The organism is Arthrobacter sp. R4 (genome assembly GCF_051365025.1).
GTDB lineage: Bacteria > Actinomycetota > Actinomycetes > Actinomycetales > Micrococcaceae > Arthrobacter.
This window is the reverse complement of sequence record NZ_JBLWIJ010000043.1, coordinates 40,111-57,405: the sequence shown is the minus strand read 5'-3', so window position 1 is coordinate 57,405 and position 17,295 is coordinate 40,111. Positions and strand designations below refer to the sequence as shown.

Below are 17,295 nucleotides of genomic sequence, written 5' to 3'. Positions count from 1 at the left end.
TTCACAGGATTCGTGCGGGCTGGGAACGATTGTCCAGTTATCACGTTCCGCAATGCCGCCCTGAGGCTGGAGATCTACTCTGGAGCCGTCAGGGTCAGCAGGACGGCCTCGGGCCGGCAGGCGATCCTGATCGGCGCGAAACGCGAGGTGCCGATGCCGCCGGAGACGTTTACCGGCGTCGTGGATCCGTTGCTCTCCCAGTTGTTGAGTCCCTTGGCCCGCCACGTGGGGAGATCGCAGTTGGAGACGAGCGCGCCATAGCCGGGGATACAGAGCTGTCCGCCATGGGTGTGGCCGGCGAGGAGCAGGTCCGCCCCGTCCTGGGTGAAGTGGTCCAGGACGCGCTGGTAGGGGGCGTGGATAACGGCCACCCGGAGGTGCGCGTTATCGTCCTGGTTCTTGGTTCCGCGGGGCCAGCCGGCGTAGCGTTCGCGATTCAGGTGGGGGTCGTCCACGCCGGAGAAGTCGAACCGCATCCCCCGCAGGACTACGGACTGGTTCCGGTTGGTCAGGTCAATCCAGCCGCCCATGCCGAACCCGGCCCGAAGCCGCGGCCAGTCCAGTTCGATGTTTTCGCGCTTCACCTTGGACGGACCCAGCAGGTACGACGCCGGGTTCCGCAGGCTGGGAGCGTAGTAGTCGTTCGAGCCGGGGACAAAGACGCCGGGGAACTCGAGCAGCGGCCGAAGCGCCTTAAGCAGCGGGTCTACGGCCTTCACATGGCTGAGGTTGTCTCCCGTATTCACCACGAGGTCCGGCTCCAGCGAGGCGAGTGATTGGAGCCATGCAGCCTTGGTGTCCTGGCCCGGGACAAAATGGATGTCGCTCAGGTGCAGGATGGTGAAGGGCTGATGGCCGGCGGGGAGGATCGGAAGGGTTTCCTCGCGGAGGGCGAACTGGTTCTTCTCCCACAATCCGTAGCCGACGGCGGCCAGCCCGGCCGCTGCTCCGGCAGCAGTGGAGACGGCAAAGCCGCGCCCAATGTTCCGGACGCGGCTGGCCAAAGCAGGGCTGACTGCCATAGGTAGCTAGTCCTTCTTTTCGCTGTTGCCCGGACCCGGTGCAGGGGTCGGCGGGGTGGTTGGCTGTGGCGCCGTGGTGGCCGGTGCGCTCGGCGTAGTGGTCCGGGCAGGTGTGCCGCTCACCATGTTGGTTGGCGGCGCATTGAACGGGGCGGTGCCGTAGGCAGGGGCTATCTGGAGCATGTACTTGGCGAACATCGGGCCGGCGATCATATAACCGTCCACTGCCGGGTAGAACTTGCCGTTGACCGTCAGGTTCCGGCCCGGGCGGCTCTGGTCGCCGAAGGGGTCGCCGAACCATGCGGCGGTGGCCAGGCCGGTGGTGTAGCCCACCACCCAGGTGGAGCCGTTGGTGTCGTTGGTGCCGGTCTTGGCTGCCACGGGGAAGTTGGTCTTGGTGGACAGCCGGGGCTGGATCAGCGAACCGGAGCCGCCGTTCAGCACTTCCTGCATGGCGTAGGCGACGCCACGGGCCACTTCGGGTTTGACGGCGTCCTTGCAGTTGGAGGACTGGGCGGGAAGCTGTGCGCCGGTCTGGTCCGTGACGGAGGTGATCGCAATGGGCTCGCAGTACTTACCGTCGTTGGCGAACGTAGCAAATGCGGCGGCCATGGTCAGCGGGGCCGTCTGGGTGGAACCGATGAGGTTGGCCAACGTGGTCATCTTGACCTGCGGGTTGGGGTCCTCAGCCGTGGGCAGGCCGCCGTGGATGCCCACGGCGTCCACGATCTTCTGGATGCCGCACAGGTCAACCTGGGCCGCGGACGCGAACGTTGCCGTGTTGATGGAGTTCATCAGACCGTAGAGGACGGTCATGTTCCGGTAGTAGCCCTCGTCCGAGTTCTGCAGGTCGAAGCTGCCGGGAATCCCGGCGTCATACCAGCCGACCGTGGGGTCCGGGCAGGTGTTCCTCCAGGGGAAGTTCTGCGGATACTTCCGAACCGCGGCGTTGATGTTCGTGTTCATGGACTTGCCCTCGTTGAGCCATTCAGCGAAGGTGAACGGCTTCATGGTGGAACCAGGCTGGGCGCCGCCCATGCCGTTGAGGTCGTTGCCGTCCTTGTCCAGCTTGTCCACGTTGAAGTTGATTTGGGTATCGAACTTGCCGTCAGCGGGCAGGAACGAGGTGTTCTGGGCCATGTTGATGATCTTGCCGGTGTTGGGCTGCACCGAGACGATCGCCGAGCCCCATTTGTCCGGGTTGGCGCCTGCCGCCGCGTCGGACTCGGCCTGCGCCGCGTTCTGTGCGTTGGGATCAAGGGTTGTGGTGATGGTCAGGCCGCCGCGGAAGACACTGTTGATGCGCTCCTGGGAGGTGGCGCCGTAGGCAGGGTTGTTCAGCAGCAGGTGCAGGACGTAATCGCAGAAGTAGGGCGCGGTGGCGGCGTAGGCACAGCCCTGGCGGGCGGGCGTGACCTTCGGCTCCACTGGCGTGGCCACGGCGGCGTCGTGGTCAGCCTGGGTGATCTTGTTCTGGCTCAGCATGAGGCCGAGCACCAGGTCGCGGCGCTGCTTGGCGTTGTCCGGGTTGGAGATCGGGTCAAAGGCGGAGGGGCTGTTGACCAGGCCTGCCAGCAGGGCGGCCTGGGGGAGGGTCAGGTCTTTGGCAGTGGTGCTGAAGAAGAATTTGGAGGCGGCTTCAATGCCGTAGGCGTCCCGGTTGAAGAAGACGATGTTGAGGTAGCCCTCAAGGATCTGCTCCTTCGAGAACTCCTTCTCCAGGGCGATGGCCAGCTTCATTTCGCGGAGCTTGTCGCCCACGCCTTTGTTGACGCCGTTGAGCTTGATCTGCTCCTCGTTGCCCTCAGCGGCGAGGTTCGCGTTGAGGACGTTGTTGACATACTGCTGGGTGATGGTGGAGGCACCCTGCTTGTTGCCGCGGGCGGTGCTCACCAGGGCCCGGAGGATACCGGTGGTGTCCACGCCGCCGTGATCGTAGAACCGGCTGTCCTCAACGGCGATGACCGCTTCTTTCATGAAGGGGGAGATCTGGTCCAGGGAGACCTTGGTCCGGTTCTCCTCAAAGAGGTTGGCGATGAGGCTGCCGTCCGCGGCCAGGATCTTGGTGGACTGGCTGGGCGGGTCCACTTTCAGCTCCGCCGGGAGGGTGTCGAAGAACTCGATCGAACCGCTTGCTGCGCTGCCCGAGACGGCGGCAGCGGGAACCAGCAGGCCAGCCACCAGGACACCGCAAATAGCGCTCACGCCAAGGAAACCTAAAATCTTTCCGAGGGTAGTGGCTGTGTCGAAAATGGGGTTCTTACGAGTCACCATGTTTTCCACTTTACCGGCAAGGACTAGTCTTTCTCTCATGACCAAATGGGAGTACGCGACGATTCCGCTCATTATTCACGCCACCAAGCAGATCCTGGACCAATGGGGAGAGGACGGCTGGGAGCTCGTCCAGGTCGTCACAGGTCCCGACGGCAACGGCCTTGTTGCCTACCTCAAGAGGGAGAAGCAGTAACGTGAGCACCCCCGCAAACACCACGTCCGGTGCGGAAACTGCGCCGATTTCCGCCGTTGAACAGCGCCTATCCGAGCTCGGGCTGACGCTTCCAGAGGTGGCCGCTCCCGTGGCCAGCTACGTGCCGGCAGTGATCTCCGGCAACTACGTTTACACCTCCGGTCAGCTGCCGTTTATTAACGGCAAACTCGAAGCTACCGGCAAGGTGTCCACCGGCACCGAAGGATACGCCGACGAAGCCACGGTGTCCCCCGAGGACGCCCAGCGCTTTGCGGCCATTTGCGCCGTCAACGCCCTGGCCGCCGTCAAGAGTGTCATTGGCGATCTTGACCGCATTACCCGGATCGTGAAAGTAGTGGGCTTCGTGTCCTCGGACCCCTCCTTCACCGGCCAGCCGGGTGTCATCAATGGTGCCTCGGACCTGCTGGGACGCGTCCTGGGCGACGCCGGAAAGCACGCCCGTTCCGCCGTCGGCGTTTCAGTGCTGCCGCTCGACTCGCCGGTCGAGGTCGAACTGATCGCTGAATTCAGCTAAGGACCGGTCACCTCTTTGCCTCAACTCGCCCGACGCCTGTTTGTCCTTCCCCCTGATCTCGAAGGGGCGGCACGAAGCTGGCTCGATCACGGCGAGCGGACGCCACGTGCTGCCCGCTTCGCCTCATCCGTGGTTCTGCTGCGCGATTCACCCACCGGCCTGGAGACCTGGCTCGGCTACCGTCCGGGCTCCTCGCCGCTGGGGGTCCTCGCCTTCCCGGGAGGTTCCCTGGACGCGTCCGACGACGACGCCCTGGGTTGGCTGGGCCCCTCACCCCAGCATTGGGCTGAGCAGTTGGGGACGGACGACGTCGGGCTGGCGCGGCGCCACGTGGTGGGCGCCATCCGCGAGCTTTTTGAGGAGACCGGTGTGCTTTTGGCCGGACCCGACCCCACCAGCACGGTGGAGGCCACGTCCACTCCGGAGTGGATGCGGGCCCGGGAACTGGTGGCGAACCAGGAGAAGTCGTTCGGCGACGTCCTGGCCAAGCGGGGACTCTCGCTCCGAACGGACCTCCTGAAGCCGCTGGTGAACTGGCGCAGTCCGGACTTCGCGCACCATCGGTTCGACACCCGCTACTTTGCGGCGACCGTACCGATGAACCAGCAGCCCACCCTCCTGGAAAGCAAGGGGGTCTGGGGCCGATGGGTCAACGCAGCCACAGTTATCGCTGATCGGGACACCACCGCACTGGGCGACGAAGTGGGGGTGGAGAACACTGTGGGCCTCACCCTCGGCCAGCTCCTCGTCCCCGGTTCCGAGATCATGCTCGAAAAGATGGCCGCCGCCAACGGCTGCATCGCGTACCTCAGCTATAAGCGCAAAGCCCACGTGTACCAGCCCCGGCTTGTTGAAGAGGACGGCAAGCTCATGCTCGAAGTCGAGGCCGCGAAGACGGTGGCGGGCGACCCCCAGCGGGAGCGCTAGGGTGTTTTAGCGCCGGCCCTGCAACCGGATGTCGGCATACGGGCGGCTGGGGAGATTACCCGCCGTCCAGGACTCGTCCGAGGGCTCCAGCGGTATCTGGCCGCGGCCGTCACGGATCACCAGGGCGACCGTACCGATCATGGCCGCCACACAAGCCCAGCCCAGCAGGATCAACACAACAGCCGTAGCCACAGACATCGCCATGCACCTCGCCACTTAATTTTACCGCCGTGGCTTGGGCGCGGCGATGGCTGTGAGAGTGGGTTTGACGGCGCAAAAAGGCCCGAGGTCCGGCATCCGGAAGCGTGCGTCAGAGCGACGAAGGAGCAGCACGCGTGGGCCCACGCCGTCAGGGATCCCCGCGGCCGAGCTTGCGAGGATGGGGTGACGGTGGGGAGGATGCCGGCCGCGGGCCGGACGCTTCTTAGGACTTTGCGGGTTTAGCGGGAGCGCTGGCGGAGTCGCTGCATGTCCAGAATCACCACGGCGCGGGCCTCCAGGCGGAGCCAGCCGCGCTGGACGAACTCGGCCAGGGCCTTGTTAACCGTTTCGCGGGATGCGCCCACCAGCTGGGCCAGTTCTTCCTGGGTGAGTTCGTGCGCCACCAGGACGCCGTCCGTGGCCGGGCGGCCAAAGCGGTCGGCCAGGTCCAGAAGGGCCTTGGCGACGCGGCCGGGAACGTCGGAGAAGACCAGGTCCGAGAGGGAGTCGTTGGTGCGGCGCAGGCGGCGGGCCAGTGCCTGCAGCAGCTGGGCCGAAACCTCGGGGCGGGTGCGGAGCAGTGTGTTCAGACTCTCGTTCTTCAGTCCGGCCAGGCGGGTTTCGGAGACGGCCGTGGCTGTCGCGGTACGCGGGCTCGGATCAAAGAGGGCCATTTCGCCGAAGAGCTCGCCCGGGCCAAGGATGGCCAGGAGGGATTCCCTGCCGTCCGGAGACGTGCGGCCCAGCTTCACCTTGCCGGAGACGATGAAGTAGAGCTGGTCACCCTGGTCACCTTCGCGGAAAACCGAGGCTCCGCGGGAAAGGTCCACCTCGGTCAGCTCGTCCGTCAGCAGACGGAATGCTTCGTCGTCGAGCGTGGCGAAAAGGGGTGCTCGGCGCAGTACCTCGATGTCCATAAAATCTCCTGAATAAAAAGTGTCGGCTGTGGCGCTTGTGCCATTGTTTCAGAATTTTCAACGTTCTGTGACGTACTTGGCAGCCGAAACGCCCTGAACCGCTGGGCCGGGAGCCCATTTGAGCCGTGCAAGGCAAGTGAAGCCGTATTCTTCCGGAGCGTATCCGGAGGATCTGCGGATAATGCGGAAGCAGAATCCGAGCCGGTGGGGACGCACAGAATAATGTCAGCCGGCGCCACTAGAATTGGGTTTCAACTGTTTATAAGGAGCCTTAGTGTTTGGCCTGACTGTTCTGGACCTGGTACTGATCCTGGCCCTGCTGTCGTATCTGGGCTACGGCCTGCGCAACGGGTTCCTGGTGACGTTGGGCGGAATCGCCGGGTTCGCCGCTGGCGCCGTGGCCGCCTTTTTCGCCGTACCCCTGGTCAGCGGCTTCGTTGATGATTCCGGGTGGAGGCTGACCGCCATCGTAGCCGCCGCCGTCGTCCTGATCGCCGTGGGGCACGGAGCGGGCACCATGATCGGACGGAAAATCCGCGGCACCGTACGGATCAGGCCGCTTCGTGCCGTCGACCGGCTGATCGGCGGGGCCGTGAACGTTGCGGTCTCAGCGCTGATCATGTCCATGCTCGCCTTTAGCGTCAGCTCCCTCGGCGTCCCCTTGGTGTCCCAGCAGTTGGCTGAATCGAAAGTCATCCGGTTCATCGACGGGATGACGCCCACCCCGGTCAAAGCCACCATGGCGCAACTGCGTTCAACGGTGATCGGCAACGGCATCCCCACCCTCCTGGAAGGCCTCGACCAGGGCCAGCCGGTGGTAGTGCCCGACGCCAGCACGGACACGCCCGCCCTGAACCGCGCCGCGGAATCAGTCCTTAAAATCGCCGGGACCGCCTTCGAATGCGGCCAGAACCAGACCGGGACCGGATTTGTCGTCTCACCCGGAAGGGTTGTGACCAATGCCCACGTCGTGGCGGGCGTGTCGCAACCCGTTGTGGAGGTCCCTGGCGGCAGTGCCATGCCTGGACGGGTGGTCTATTTCGATACCAGGCACGACCTCGCTGTCCTGGCAGTTGATGGACTTCCCGCCGAGCCGCTGGCCCTGAGCCCGGACCTTCCCAACGGCAGCCCGGCGGCCTTCGCCGGCTATCCGCACGGCGGTCCATTCCTGTCCAAACCGGCCACCGTGCAGGACATCACCACGGTGCTGGTGCCGGACATTTATGGAAACAGCCCGGCACCCGAGGAGATCTACCGGCTCGCCGGGGACATCCAGCCCGGCAACTCCGGCGGGCCGCTGCTGACCACGGAGGGCTTGGTGGCCGGTGTGATCTTTGCCAAGGCGACATCAGACACAGAACTGGGTTTCGCCATCACTATGGATGACCTCAACCCGGTGGCGTCCCAGGCTCCCGGCCTCAGTGCGCCGGTATCCTCCGGGCAGTGCATCCAGAAGTAACAGTGCATCCGGTAGCTGCAAGGGTCAGAGCCACTCGAGGCTTTGGCCGTGCGGGCCGGTGATGGCCACCGGGCTGCCGTTATGAGTCAGCAGGAACCTGCCAAGGATCCGCTGCGCGTCAATCTCGGGGACCACGTTTGAACCATCCTCCTGGTAGATGACCATGTGCCCCTCGTTGCTGAGCCAATGGACGCCCCGGCTGGCGGCTAGGTGCTGCATGGTCCGCCGGAATTCGGTCCGGCCGGCGGCGGTCAGATAGCCCATCACCGCGCTGTGGAAGACCACCAGTGCTGTATCGTCCGGCGCCTGGGCGGCGAGTTCCAGTAACCGCTCGTTCAGGTCGCCGGCAACGAGGTGTGGCGGATCCTGCCGGGCGATGGCGACGGCCTGCTGGAGTCGGACGCGGCGAAACTCCTGTTCCGGCCACACCAGTGCCTCCAGCCACGCGACGTCCCCAGGATCCCCCACGTCCAAGGGATTCAGGTCGATGCCAGCCCGCCACACCACGGACGGGAGCGAGGCCGGCAAAGGTACCGGGCCGGTGGTGGCGCAGTTCAGGGTGGGGACCCCGGCCGGGGCTCCAACGTCCGGGCGGGGAGATAACCGCGTGACTGTGGTGCCGTCGTCGTACTCGTAGCCGTACCGGTCCGGGTACAGCACCAGGCCCGCTGAGGCGCCCACCTCCAGCAAAGCCAGCGGCTTACCCTCAGCCTCCGAGATGGCCGCCAGCGACGGCAGCAGCGTGGCGCAGCGGCCTGCCTCGTTGGTCTGCGTGGACCGTGAGAGCACAATCCTGCTGACATCGTCCCAGCGGGCGTTGAGGAAGTCGCGGAACTGTTCAAAGGGGCCCGGCACAGCGCCGAGGTACCGGGCGGCGGCCAGGAGCAGGTTGGGCTGGCGTTTGTCGTGCGGCCACCGGTCAATGCGGGCGATGATCTCCGGGTCGTCGGCGATCCCCAGCGTCCATTCGGCGTAGCAGGGAGAGGACCCGGGCGCTTCCACGCTGCCAAAGTGCCGGTACCACGCGGCGGTCATGGCTACAGCGCTTCGGCCAGGTAGTCGATGGCGAGCTTGTAGCCGAACACTCCGGCGCCCACGATGACAGCAGCGCAGACGGGGGATAGGAAGGAATGGTGCCGGAACTCCTCGCGCTGGTGCACGTTGGTGATGTGGACCTCGACGGCGGGAAGCTGAACCGCTGCGAGGGCGTCACGCAGGGCCACGGACGTGTGGGTGAAGGCACCGGCGTTCAGCACAATGCCGACGGCGGTGCCGCGGGCTGCGTGGATGGCGTCAAGGAGCACGCCCTCATGGTTGGACTGGACGCATTCCACCGTGAATCCATGGGCCTCAGCGGTGGCACCGGCCAGCTTCTCGACGTCGGCGAGGGTGGAGGTGCCGTACTTTTCCGGCTCTCGGGTCCCCAACAGGTTGAGGTTGGGGCCGTTGATCACGAGGATGGTGCCACGCCCGGCGGTCTTCGTACTGCTGTCTGGGAGGCTCTGATCGGATTCGTTCATGCTGCCAACTTTAGGTGAGGACGGCTGGCGACCCGTTGGCACCAGCCTGAGCGCCGGATTCTGCACCATCATTCGTCCGGTGTGGTTCCACCGTGCCGCCATTCCAGGAGGCGTGGGACTCGGCCAGCAAATGATGGAGCAGAATCCGACACTATAGTGCGGTGAACCTCAGCACGAGGGCATGTTCCGGGTTCAGGATGGGCATCGGCAGGCCCACTTCGGCCAGGAAGCGGCCGCCGGCAACTGCTCCGTCGGCCAGCCATGACGGCGGCCTGACTTGCGTGTAGGTGTGGGCGTAGTCAGCGTCTCCAGGTGTTGGGAAGACGGCCTCCACCCGGTAGGTGCTTTCAGGTTCCAGCCCCGGGATGGTGATGCGGCCGGTCTGCTCAGCGAACGCGGTGCGCGTGCTGACCAGCGCGAACAGTGCCGCCGTCGTGCCCTGTGCGGGTCGGGCCGAATCGGTTCCGGAGGCCACTACGCCGTGCAGGAGCAGGGAGCCGTCGGCAACGTCCGCGCGCACCATGCGCCCGGAGTGGATGAGGTCGCGGTGTTCTTTGTACAACCCAATGAAGCGCTTGAGCTCGTCCCGCTGCGCACCCTGCACCTCCCGGACGTCCCACTCCATGCCGAAGTGGCCAAACAAGGCCGTGATGGCACGGAAGGACAGGTCGTGGGTGCGGGCTGTGGTGTGCGAGGTGGTGGGGCCAACGTGGCCACCCACCAGTTCGGGCGGGACCACCAGCCCGGTCCAGCGTTGGATGGTCTGCCGTTCCAGGGCGTCGTTGCAGTCCGAGGCCCAGATCCGGTCCGTGCGTTCCAGGATCCCCAGGTCAACGCGGGCGCCGCCGGAGGAACAGCTTTCAATCTCGACGCCGGGATGGGCCTTCTTGAGTTCGTCAAAGAGCCGGTAGGCGGCCAGGGTTTGCTCGTGGACGGAGGAGCGTCCGGCGTGGCCGTGCTCCAGCAGGTCCCGGTTCTGGTCCCATTTGAGGTAGCTGATGTTGTTCTCGCGTAGGAGCGCGTCCACGCGGTCGAAGATGTACTGCCACGCTTCGGGGTTCACGAGGTCGATCACATGCTGGTTCCGCCACTCGATCGGCAGGCGGCCGCCGTCCTTGTGCGATATGGCGGCCGGACCGACGATCCATTCGGGGTGGGCGCGGGCTATGTCGGAGTCGAGGTTGATCATCTCCGGCTCAACCCAGAGCCCAAATTCCATTCCGCGGGATGTCACGGCGTCGATCAGCGGTGTGAACCCGTCCGGCCACAGCGCCTCGTCCACGTACCAGTCGCCAAGCCCGGCGTTGTCGTGGCGCCGCCCGCGGAACCAGCCGTCGTCGAGGACAAATCGTTCCACCCCGAGCTCGGCGGCGGAATCGGCGAGCTCGATCAGGGTGGGCAGGTTGTGGTCGAAGTAGACAGCTTCCCAGGTGTTGAGTACCACGGGGCGGGGCTTGCCGCCGCCCGCGGCGGGGAGCACGTGGTGGGGGCGGGAGCGGAACCAGCTGTAGAACGCTTCGCTGATGCCGTCCAGGCCGCGGTCGGAGTAAGCGGCGAACAGTGCGGGAGTGGTGTAGCTGGCACCTGGCTGGAGGATCACTTCGGCAGGGCCGAGGAGCTCCGAGCCGCCGATCATGGTGCGGCCGTCGCCGATGCTGTCTGCGAACTGCTCGTGGTTGCCGCTCCAGGCAAGGTGCGTGGCCCAGACCTTCCCGTGGCGGTTGCCGAATCCAGCGGTGCCGGCGGCGAAGAGCAGCGAGGAGTCGTGTCCGGTGCGGCCATGCCGGCCGGTGCGGACCCAGGTGCCTTGCTGGATGGGGCGGCGCTGCGGGTGGCGTTCCCGGCACCAGCGCCCGGTCAGGTCAAGGAGTTCGACGGCGTCCGGGGCCACCGGGAGGACAGTTGCCAGTTCGTCGAGCTGATAGGGCGTGGTGCCGTCGTTGGTGACGGTGTGACGCAGCTCCAGCAGGCCGCCGTCGTGCAATGTCACCGAGGACAGGACGCTGAGGCCGGCCTCGGGATCGGACTGGACGATGGCAGCGGAGTTACCCTCGGCGGTCGTTGTGACGACGCGGAGGCGGGCTGAGAAGTCGAGGCCGGAGACGCCGTCGGCGACGCGGTGACCGCGGAGGGCGGGACGGCCACGCCAGCTGGAGGACGCCTGCGGCAGGAGGCCGGCGGGTACGGTGGCGTCGATGGCGGAGTGCGGGATCGGTTCGCCGAGGATGGCGAGGTCCGGAAGTGGGGCGTCACCCAAATCGGCGCCCCAATGGATAATCTCGGCCTCCCCGCTGTCGAAGCTGATCACCAGGCTGGTGCCGGCGGTACGGAGGTGGAGCGAATCCATAGATATATCTCTTTCGGTAATCATGGTGTGCGTTCACTGACGCAGGACGGTGGTGGTGCTGTGTTGGGTGTGTGGTGTCCGGATGCCGCCGCCGCGAGGAGGGAACGGCGGCATCCGGAGCCGATGACTGCGGCCACATCCGCAGGCACGTTTTTTGGTGGACCAGGCCTACTTGAAGAGCGCGTTGACCTGTTCGTTGGCCTGGGTCAGGGAGCTGGCGGGCGCCTTGCCGGACACCACGGCGTCCATGGCGGGCTCCATGATGCCCTTGACCTTGGCTGTGTTATCGGTGATCGGGTACAGGAAAGTGGTCTTGTTCTTGACGTGCTCGGTGAAGGCCGTCACGTCCACACCCTTGGCCTTGAAGGCTTCGGCGGCTTTCTCGGAGGAGGTCTTCAGCGCCGGGAAGACCACGGCCTTCGAGGCCACAACGTCCTGGCAGTCAGCGGAAGCGAGGTACTCCACCCACTTGATGGAGGCGTCCTTCTTCTTGGTGCCTGCCCAGATCGAGTCAGCCAGGCCGTTGAACATGGAGGCGCGCTCGCCTTCCGGACCAACGGGAGTCGGGGCGATGCCCACCTCGATGCCCTTGTAACCGATGTACTGGCCGGTCATCCATGACCCGTGGGCGTTGATGGCAGACTTGCCGGCTGCGAAGGTGTCTGCCATCGCGGCGCCGACCGTGGTCTCCAGCTTGGGCATGTAGCCCTTCTGGGCCAGTCCGGCGAACCAGCCCATGCTTTCCTGGAACTTGGGGTCGTCGTAGTTGTAGTGTGTGCCCCACGGGTTCTTGTCCGTGTGGGACCAGCCTGTGGTGTTGGTGAGGTAGCTCCACTCCGTCTGGCCGGAGGAATCTCCTCCGCCATTGAGGCCCAGGCCGTAGACGGCGACATTGTCCTTGTCGAAGCCGGCCTCGTCGCCGCGCTTGCCGTTCTTGTCAACGGTCAGGTGGGCGATGACCTTTTCGTAGCTTCCGCCATCTTCGGGGTTCCAGGTGAGGTCTTTCATCTGGTCTTCGGTAATGCCGGCGCTGGCGAGCATGGCCTTGTTGTAGAACAGGCCGATGGTGTCCCAGTCCTTCGGCAGGCCGTAGCGCTTGCCGTCCTGGCCGACCCAGAGGTCCGCGAGGCCCTCGTTGTAGGCGGTGAGGTCTACGTTGTCTTTCTCGACGGCGTCGTCGATGGGCAGCAGCTGTTTGTTTTCGGCGAGCTCACCGTAGCGTCCGAGGTGGTTGGTGAAGACGTCCGGGGCTGTGCCGCCGACAAAGCCGTTGGTCAGGGTGCTCCAGTAGTCGTCCCAGCCGCGCTGGGTGATCTTGACCTTGATGTCCGGGTTGGCTTTGGTGAAGTCGTCTGCGCACTGCTGGTAGGCGGGCAGCTGGTTGGCGTCCCACAGCCAGTAGCTGATCTCGCCCTTGGCAGACTCTGCCGAGGACGATGAGCCGCCGCCACAGGCGGACAGGGACAGTGCCACGGTTGCGGCGACGGCAACGGCGCCGAGGGTTTTCTTCATGGTTCTACTTTCCGTTCGGGGGATGCGATGGGCTGTTTGGGGTAGGGAAATTTACTTGATGCCGGAGAAGCCGATGGAGTTGACGATCTTCTTGCCGAAGGCGGCGAAGAGGATCAGGACGGGCAGGGCCGAAATGAGGGTTGCGGCCATCAGGCCGGACCAGTCCGGGGCTCCCTGTGGGGACTGTGATTTGAAGACACCGAGGCCCACCTGCAGGACCCGCACGTCATCCTGGGAACCGACCAGCAAAGGCCAGAAGTATTCGTTCCACTGGCCGATGAAGGTGAGCAGTGCGAGGGTGGCGATGGGGGCAGCGGCGTTGGGGAGAACGATCTGGAAGAAGATGCGCAGGTGCTTGGCGCCGTCGAGCATTGCCGCCTCTTCGACTTCCCGGGACATGTTCAGGAAGAACTGGCGCAGGAAGAAGATGGCGAACGGTGTCATAAAGACGTACGGCAGGACCATGCCGAGCATGGTGTTGAGCAGGTCCAGGTTCTTGATGAGCAGGAAGTTCGGGAGGGCGGTGAAGATCGGCGGGACCAGCATGGTGCCGAGGAACAGGCTGAACACCAGGTTCCGTCCCTTCCAGCGCAGCCGGGCAAAGGCGTACGCAGCCATCGAACTGAAGAACACGGCTCCGGCGGTGGTGATGGAGGAGAAGATGATGGAGTTCCGCAGGTAGAGCCAGAAATCGATGGCGGCACCGGAACCGCCTTCCGCGACGGCGTCGGCTGGGCTTTGCAGCCCGAATACCCGCATAAAGGCGCCGAAAGTGAATTCCGCGGGAAGCAGGCTGGCCGAGTTGGAAGCCAGTGCCGAGTTGGTGGACAATGCCGTGCGCAGCACCCAGAGGAAGGGCAGGACGGAGACCGCGATGGCCAGGACCAGGAGGGCCCAGGCACCTGCCCGGCGGGGGTTGAACGGACGACGGCGGCGGGTTGAGGCCGGCAGCGGTGCGCGGCTGGTGGTGGTGGTCATGCGGGGCTCCTAGTCCAGGTCCGACTCGTTGCCCTTGAGGAACTTCATTTGGATGAAGGCCACGAGGGCGAGGATGAGGAAGAGAATGACGGCAATTGCAGATCCGTAGCCGAAGTCCGACTCGGTGAAGGCACGCTGGTAGATGTAGTACTGGATGACGCGGGTTGCGTTGACCGGCCCGCCGGCGGTGGTCACGGCAACGGTGTCAAATACCTGGAACGAGCCGATCACCGTGACAACCAGGACCAGGACCAGCACCGGCCGCAGCAACGGAATGGTGATTTTGCTGAAGGTCTGGAACGGTGACGCGCCGTCGAGTTTGGCCACTTCGTAGACGTGGCCAGGGATGGCCTGGAGCCCGGCGAAGATCAGCAGGGCTGTGTAGCCCATGTGGCGCCACGTGTTGATCAGAGCCTGGGTGGGGATGGCCCACTCCTCGCTTCCGAAGAAGGCGACCCGGGGGAGGCCGGACCATTCGATGAACTGGTTGACCACACCGATCTGGTAGTCGAGCATCCAGAACCACAGCAGCGCCGCGATGACGTTTGACATCAGGTAGGGCAACAGCAGTGCGCCGCGGATGAGCGTGGACTTTGCCACCTGGTGCATCAGGAGGGCCAGGCCCAGGGCCAGGGCGGTCTGGAGGACGATGTTGAGGAAGACGTATTGGCCCGTGACCGCCAGGGAATTCCAGAACAGCGGGTCTTTGGCGATGGCCGTGTAATTGTCCATCCCCACCCATTCCGGGTCACCCAGGATGTTGTACTCCGTGAAGCTCAGGTACACACCGCGGATGGTCGGGACAACGTAGAAGAAGACGAACCCGATCATGGCCGGGGCGATGAAGAGGAGGGCGATCTTGAGGTCGCCCAGCTGGCGGTAGCCGCCGCGCGGCATGGGGGCTCCGGGCTTAGGCGGGGCGGATCTCGTGTGCTTGGCAAGGGTGGTCATCGTCGACCCTTTCCTGACTGTGATGTGGATAACAACTGGTGAGAAATCTACACGAGTAGATTGAATGTGGCAAGAAGTATTTCTTGGCTTATTTGACAGGGATTAATCCAGTCGCTAGCCCATTGACTCGAGTAGATTCCGGTGCAACACTGGGAATCCTGATGGACAGCGCTTGCCCGGCGCTCCTGCAAGCACCCGTGGAAAGAGGGACAATGGCGTTTTCAATCGGCGTAGTAGGAGCCGGCCAGTTCGGCGGCCAGTTCGCGCACCTCTTCAATCTCCACCCCGGCGTGAGCTCGGTGTATGTGGTGGATGAGCTTCCGGAGCGTGCCGCTGAGGCAGTGGAGCGCTACCACCTGGTGGGGGCAAAGGCGAGCTTCGAGGAACTTCTCGCCTCCGACGTCGATGCCGTGGCAATCTTCACCCAACGCTGGACGCACGGTCCCCTGGTGGAGCAGGCCCTTCGTGCCGGCAAGCACGTCTACTCGGCCGTCCCCATGGCCATTTCCGAGGACGAAATCGCCCGGATCATCGACGCCGTCCGTGAAACCGGCCTGGTTTACATGATGGGGGAGACCAGTTACTACAACCCCGCCACCGTCTATGCACGGAAGCAACTTGCCGCCGGCCGCTTCGGGCGGATCTTCTACGCCGAAGGGGACTACGTCCACGACATGGATCTAGGGTTCTACGACGCCTACCAGTACAGCGGCGGCGAGCGTTGGAAGGAAACCGCCAGCTACCCACCCATGCTGTACCCCACGCACGCAGTCGGCGGAGTACTCGGCGCCGTCCCCGCCCATGCGGTCAGCGTCAGCTGCGTAGGAGTGAAGGATGACCGCAATGACGGCGTCTTTGACAAGGAGGTCAGCATGTTCGGAAATGACTTCTCCAACGCCACGGCCCTCTTTGAACTCAACGACGGCGGCGTGATGCGCACCAACGAGATGCGCCGGGTGGGCTATCCCTCGCACATCAGGGAGTCCCGGTTCCGGTTCTTCGGTACGGAGGCCAGCTTCGAGCAACTCGCCAAAGTCACAGTGTGGCAGGACAAGGAAAACGTCCACGATATTTCCGAGCAGTTCGAAACCCGTCCCAGCATGTCCCTGGACGACCCGTCCCTGGCGAACGTTGCCCCGGAACTGAGGGACGCGTTTGTCTCCGGGCTCTCGCCAGTCCACGACGCCGAACGGCTCCCTGAGGAGTTCCGCGGCGCACCAAACGGCCACGAGGGCAGCCACCACTTCCTGGTGGACGACTTCGTGACGGCCGTCAACACCGGGACGCTGCCACCTGTCAATGCCTGGGTTGCCGCGCGGTTCACCCTTCCCGGCATTGTGGCCCACGAGTCAGCCCTCCGCGGTGGGGAACGGCTGCCCATCCGCGACTTTGGCGATGCCCCGGAAATTCGATAGCTAGCATTGACATCATGACGACTCCAGCAGTGCAGGCCCCGCGCGGCCCGGTGACCCGCAAGGACGTTGCCCGGTACGCCGGCGTCAGCACCGCCGTCGTCAGCTATGTGGTGAACGGCGGGCCAAAGAAGGTGGCCCCCGTCACCGAAGCGAAGGTCAAGGACGCCATCCGCGTCCTGGGCTACCGCCCCAACGCGGCGGCCCGTGCCCTCAAGCTGGGCTCCAGCGAGACCCTGGGGCTTGTGGTCCCGGACATTTCAAATCCTTTCTTTGCTCTGTTCTCCCACGCGGTGGAGGATGCAGCGGCCGACTTGGGCTATGCCCTGGTGCTGAGCAACTCAGACGGGAACCTCGCCAAGGAGCGGCGAAATATCCGCAACTTGGCTGCCCGGCAGGTGGACGGGGTGCTGTTGGCCAGCGTCCTCTTTGAACCCGATCTGGAGGTCCTGGAAACGGCAGACATCCCCTCCGTACTGCTGAACCAGGAACGGGATGCCCCCGGTTTCAACAGCATCGGTGTTGATCTCGCCGCCGGCGCCCGGATCGCAGTCCAGCATCTGATCAGCCACGGCCACACCAACATCGGCCTGGCAATGGGTACCAACGTTTCCGACAGCACAGATGGCCGTGAGGTCGGTTGGCGGGAGGCCTTGCAGGAAGCGGGCCTGCCGGAGGGGCCCATCGTGTACAGCTCATTCACTCGGCCCGGCGGTTATGTTGCCGGGCAACGCCTTTTGGCGTCGATCAACCGGCCAACAGCCATCTTTGCCACCTCTGACATGCAGGGGATCGGTCTGTTGCGGGCGATCCATGAGGCTGGCCTCTCGGTGCCGGGCGATATCGCAGTCGCCTCGTTCGACGGTTCCATTGAGGCCGAATACTCATGGCCACCGCTAACTACGGTCGAGCAGCCCGTGGCCGATATGGCAGAGGCCGCCGTGGCCGCCCTCGTGGCCGCCCGACGCGGCGAGAAGCCCCGGCACCGCATCTTCGCTACTAAATTGCACGTCCGCCAGTCCTGCGGCTGTCCCTAGGGAAGTTCGG

16 protein-coding genes are annotated in these 17,295 nt (G+C 64.6%); 6 read left to right on the top strand and 10 right to left on the bottom strand.

All coding sequences use genetic code 11. The features are described 5' to 3' along the window. Positions 1-74 precede the first annotated feature (74 nt). The gene (locus ACLKOZ_RS21375) at positions 75-1,022 is read right to left on the bottom strand and encodes a metallophosphoesterase (RefSeq protein ID WP_436478151.1); all 948 of its coding nucleotides are present in this window, start codon (positions 1,020-1,022) and stop codon (positions 75-77) included. Positions 1,023-1,028: 6 nt separating this feature from the next. After that, positions 1,029-3,296, bottom strand: coding sequence for a transglycosylase domain-containing protein (locus ACLKOZ_RS21370; protein ID WP_436478149.1), 2,268 nt, complete (start codon positions 3,294-3,296; stop codon positions 1,029-1,031). A gap of 37 nt (positions 3,297-3,333) precedes the next feature. On the opposite strand from ACLKOZ_RS21370, the gene ACLKOZ_RS21365 reads away from it, so the two are divergent. The 3 genes from ACLKOZ_RS21365 to ACLKOZ_RS21355 are packed head-to-tail and all read left to right on the top strand — an operon-like array spanning position 3,334 to position 4,951. Then, positions 3,334-3,489 (top strand): DUF4177 domain-containing protein, encoded by a 156-nt coding sequence (locus tag ACLKOZ_RS21365; protein WP_011693223.1) that lies wholly within the window; start codon positions 3,334-3,336, stop codon positions 3,487-3,489. A 1-nt stretch (position 3,490) separates the two neighbouring features. Next, positions 3,491-4,024 carry a RidA family protein gene (locus ACLKOZ_RS21360; protein WP_337345966.1) on the top strand — a complete coding sequence of 178 codons (534 nt, stop codon included), beginning with the start codon at positions 3,491-3,493 and terminating at the stop codon, positions 4,022-4,024. 15 nt (positions 4,025-4,039) lie between these two features. Then, positions 4,040-4,951 (top strand): NUDIX hydrolase, encoded by a 912-nt coding sequence (locus ACLKOZ_RS21355; protein WP_337345967.1) that lies wholly within the window; start codon positions 4,040-4,042, stop codon positions 4,949-4,951. A 6-nt stretch (positions 4,952-4,957) separates the two neighbouring features. Here the strand turns inward: ACLKOZ_RS21355 and ACLKOZ_RS21350 are convergent, their stop codons facing one another. Both ACLKOZ_RS21350 and ACLKOZ_RS21345 read right to left on the bottom strand, forming a co-directional pair. After that, positions 4,958-5,155: a hypothetical protein gene (locus tag ACLKOZ_RS21350; protein WP_436478147.1), complete on the bottom strand. Its 198-nt coding sequence runs from the start codon at positions 5,153-5,155 to the stop codon at positions 4,958-4,960. A gap of 236 nt (positions 5,156-5,391) precedes the next feature. Beyond that, positions 5,392-6,069 carry a Crp/Fnr family transcriptional regulator gene (locus tag ACLKOZ_RS21345; RefSeq protein WP_131135058.1) on the bottom strand — a complete coding sequence of 226 codons (678 nt, stop codon included), beginning with the start codon at positions 6,067-6,069 and terminating at the stop codon, positions 5,392-5,394. Positions 6,070-6,343: 274 nt separating this feature from the next. Between ACLKOZ_RS21345 and ACLKOZ_RS21340 the strand changes: the two genes are divergently transcribed. Then, entirely contained in the window at positions 6,344-7,528 is a 1,185-nt protein-coding gene (locus tag ACLKOZ_RS21340; protein WP_337351540.1) for a MarP family serine protease, read from the top strand. Positions 7,529-7,552: 24 nt separating this feature from the next. Here the strand turns inward: ACLKOZ_RS21340 and ACLKOZ_RS21335 are convergent, their stop codons facing one another. The 6 genes from ACLKOZ_RS21335 to ACLKOZ_RS21310 form a co-directional block, all read right to left on the bottom strand. After that, a complete protein-coding gene (locus tag ACLKOZ_RS21335) occupies positions 7,553-8,563 on the bottom strand; it encodes a DUF2332 domain-containing protein (protein WP_436478145.1) in 1,011 nt (336 codons plus the stop codon). A 2-nt stretch (positions 8,564-8,565) separates the two neighbouring features. Further along, positions 8,566-9,048 (bottom strand): type II 3-dehydroquinate dehydratase, encoded by a 483-nt coding sequence (gene aroQ / locus ACLKOZ_RS21330; protein ID WP_436478143.1) that lies wholly within the window; start codon positions 9,046-9,048, stop codon positions 8,566-8,568. Between the two features lie 151 nt (positions 9,049-9,199). After that, positions 9,200-11,395, bottom strand: coding sequence for an alpha-galactosidase (locus tag ACLKOZ_RS21325; protein WP_436478141.1), 2,196 nt, complete (start codon positions 11,393-11,395; stop codon positions 9,200-9,202). A 168-nt stretch (positions 11,396-11,563) separates the two neighbouring features. Then, the gene (locus tag ACLKOZ_RS21320; RefSeq protein WP_436478139.1) at positions 11,564-12,907 is read right to left on the bottom strand and encodes an ABC transporter substrate-binding protein; all 1,344 of its coding nucleotides are present in this window, start codon (positions 12,905-12,907) and stop codon (positions 11,564-11,566) included. A 51-nt stretch (positions 12,908-12,958) separates the two neighbouring features. Continuing rightward, positions 12,959-13,885, bottom strand: coding sequence for a carbohydrate ABC transporter permease (locus ACLKOZ_RS21315; protein WP_337351545.1), 927 nt, complete (start codon positions 13,883-13,885; stop codon positions 12,959-12,961). A 9-nt stretch (positions 13,886-13,894) separates the two neighbouring features. Continuing rightward, the gene (locus ACLKOZ_RS21310) at positions 13,895-14,836 is read right to left on the bottom strand and encodes a carbohydrate ABC transporter permease (protein WP_436478137.1); all 942 of its coding nucleotides are present in this window, start codon (positions 14,834-14,836) and stop codon (positions 13,895-13,897) included. A gap of 212 nt (positions 14,837-15,048) precedes the next feature. On the opposite strand from ACLKOZ_RS21310, the gene ACLKOZ_RS21305 reads away from it, so the two are divergent. Next, on the top strand, positions 15,049-16,251 hold the full coding sequence (locus ACLKOZ_RS21305) for a Gfo/Idh/MocA family protein (RefSeq protein WP_337345975.1): 1,203 nt from the start codon (positions 15,049-15,051) through the stop codon (positions 16,249-16,251). Between the two features lie 14 nt (positions 16,252-16,265). Further along, complete coding sequence (locus ACLKOZ_RS21300; RefSeq protein WP_337345976.1) at positions 16,266-17,285, top strand: LacI family DNA-binding transcriptional regulator; 1,020 nt, start codon at positions 16,266-16,268, stop codon at positions 17,283-17,285. The last annotated feature ends 10 nt before the right edge of the window (positions 17,286-17,295 follow it).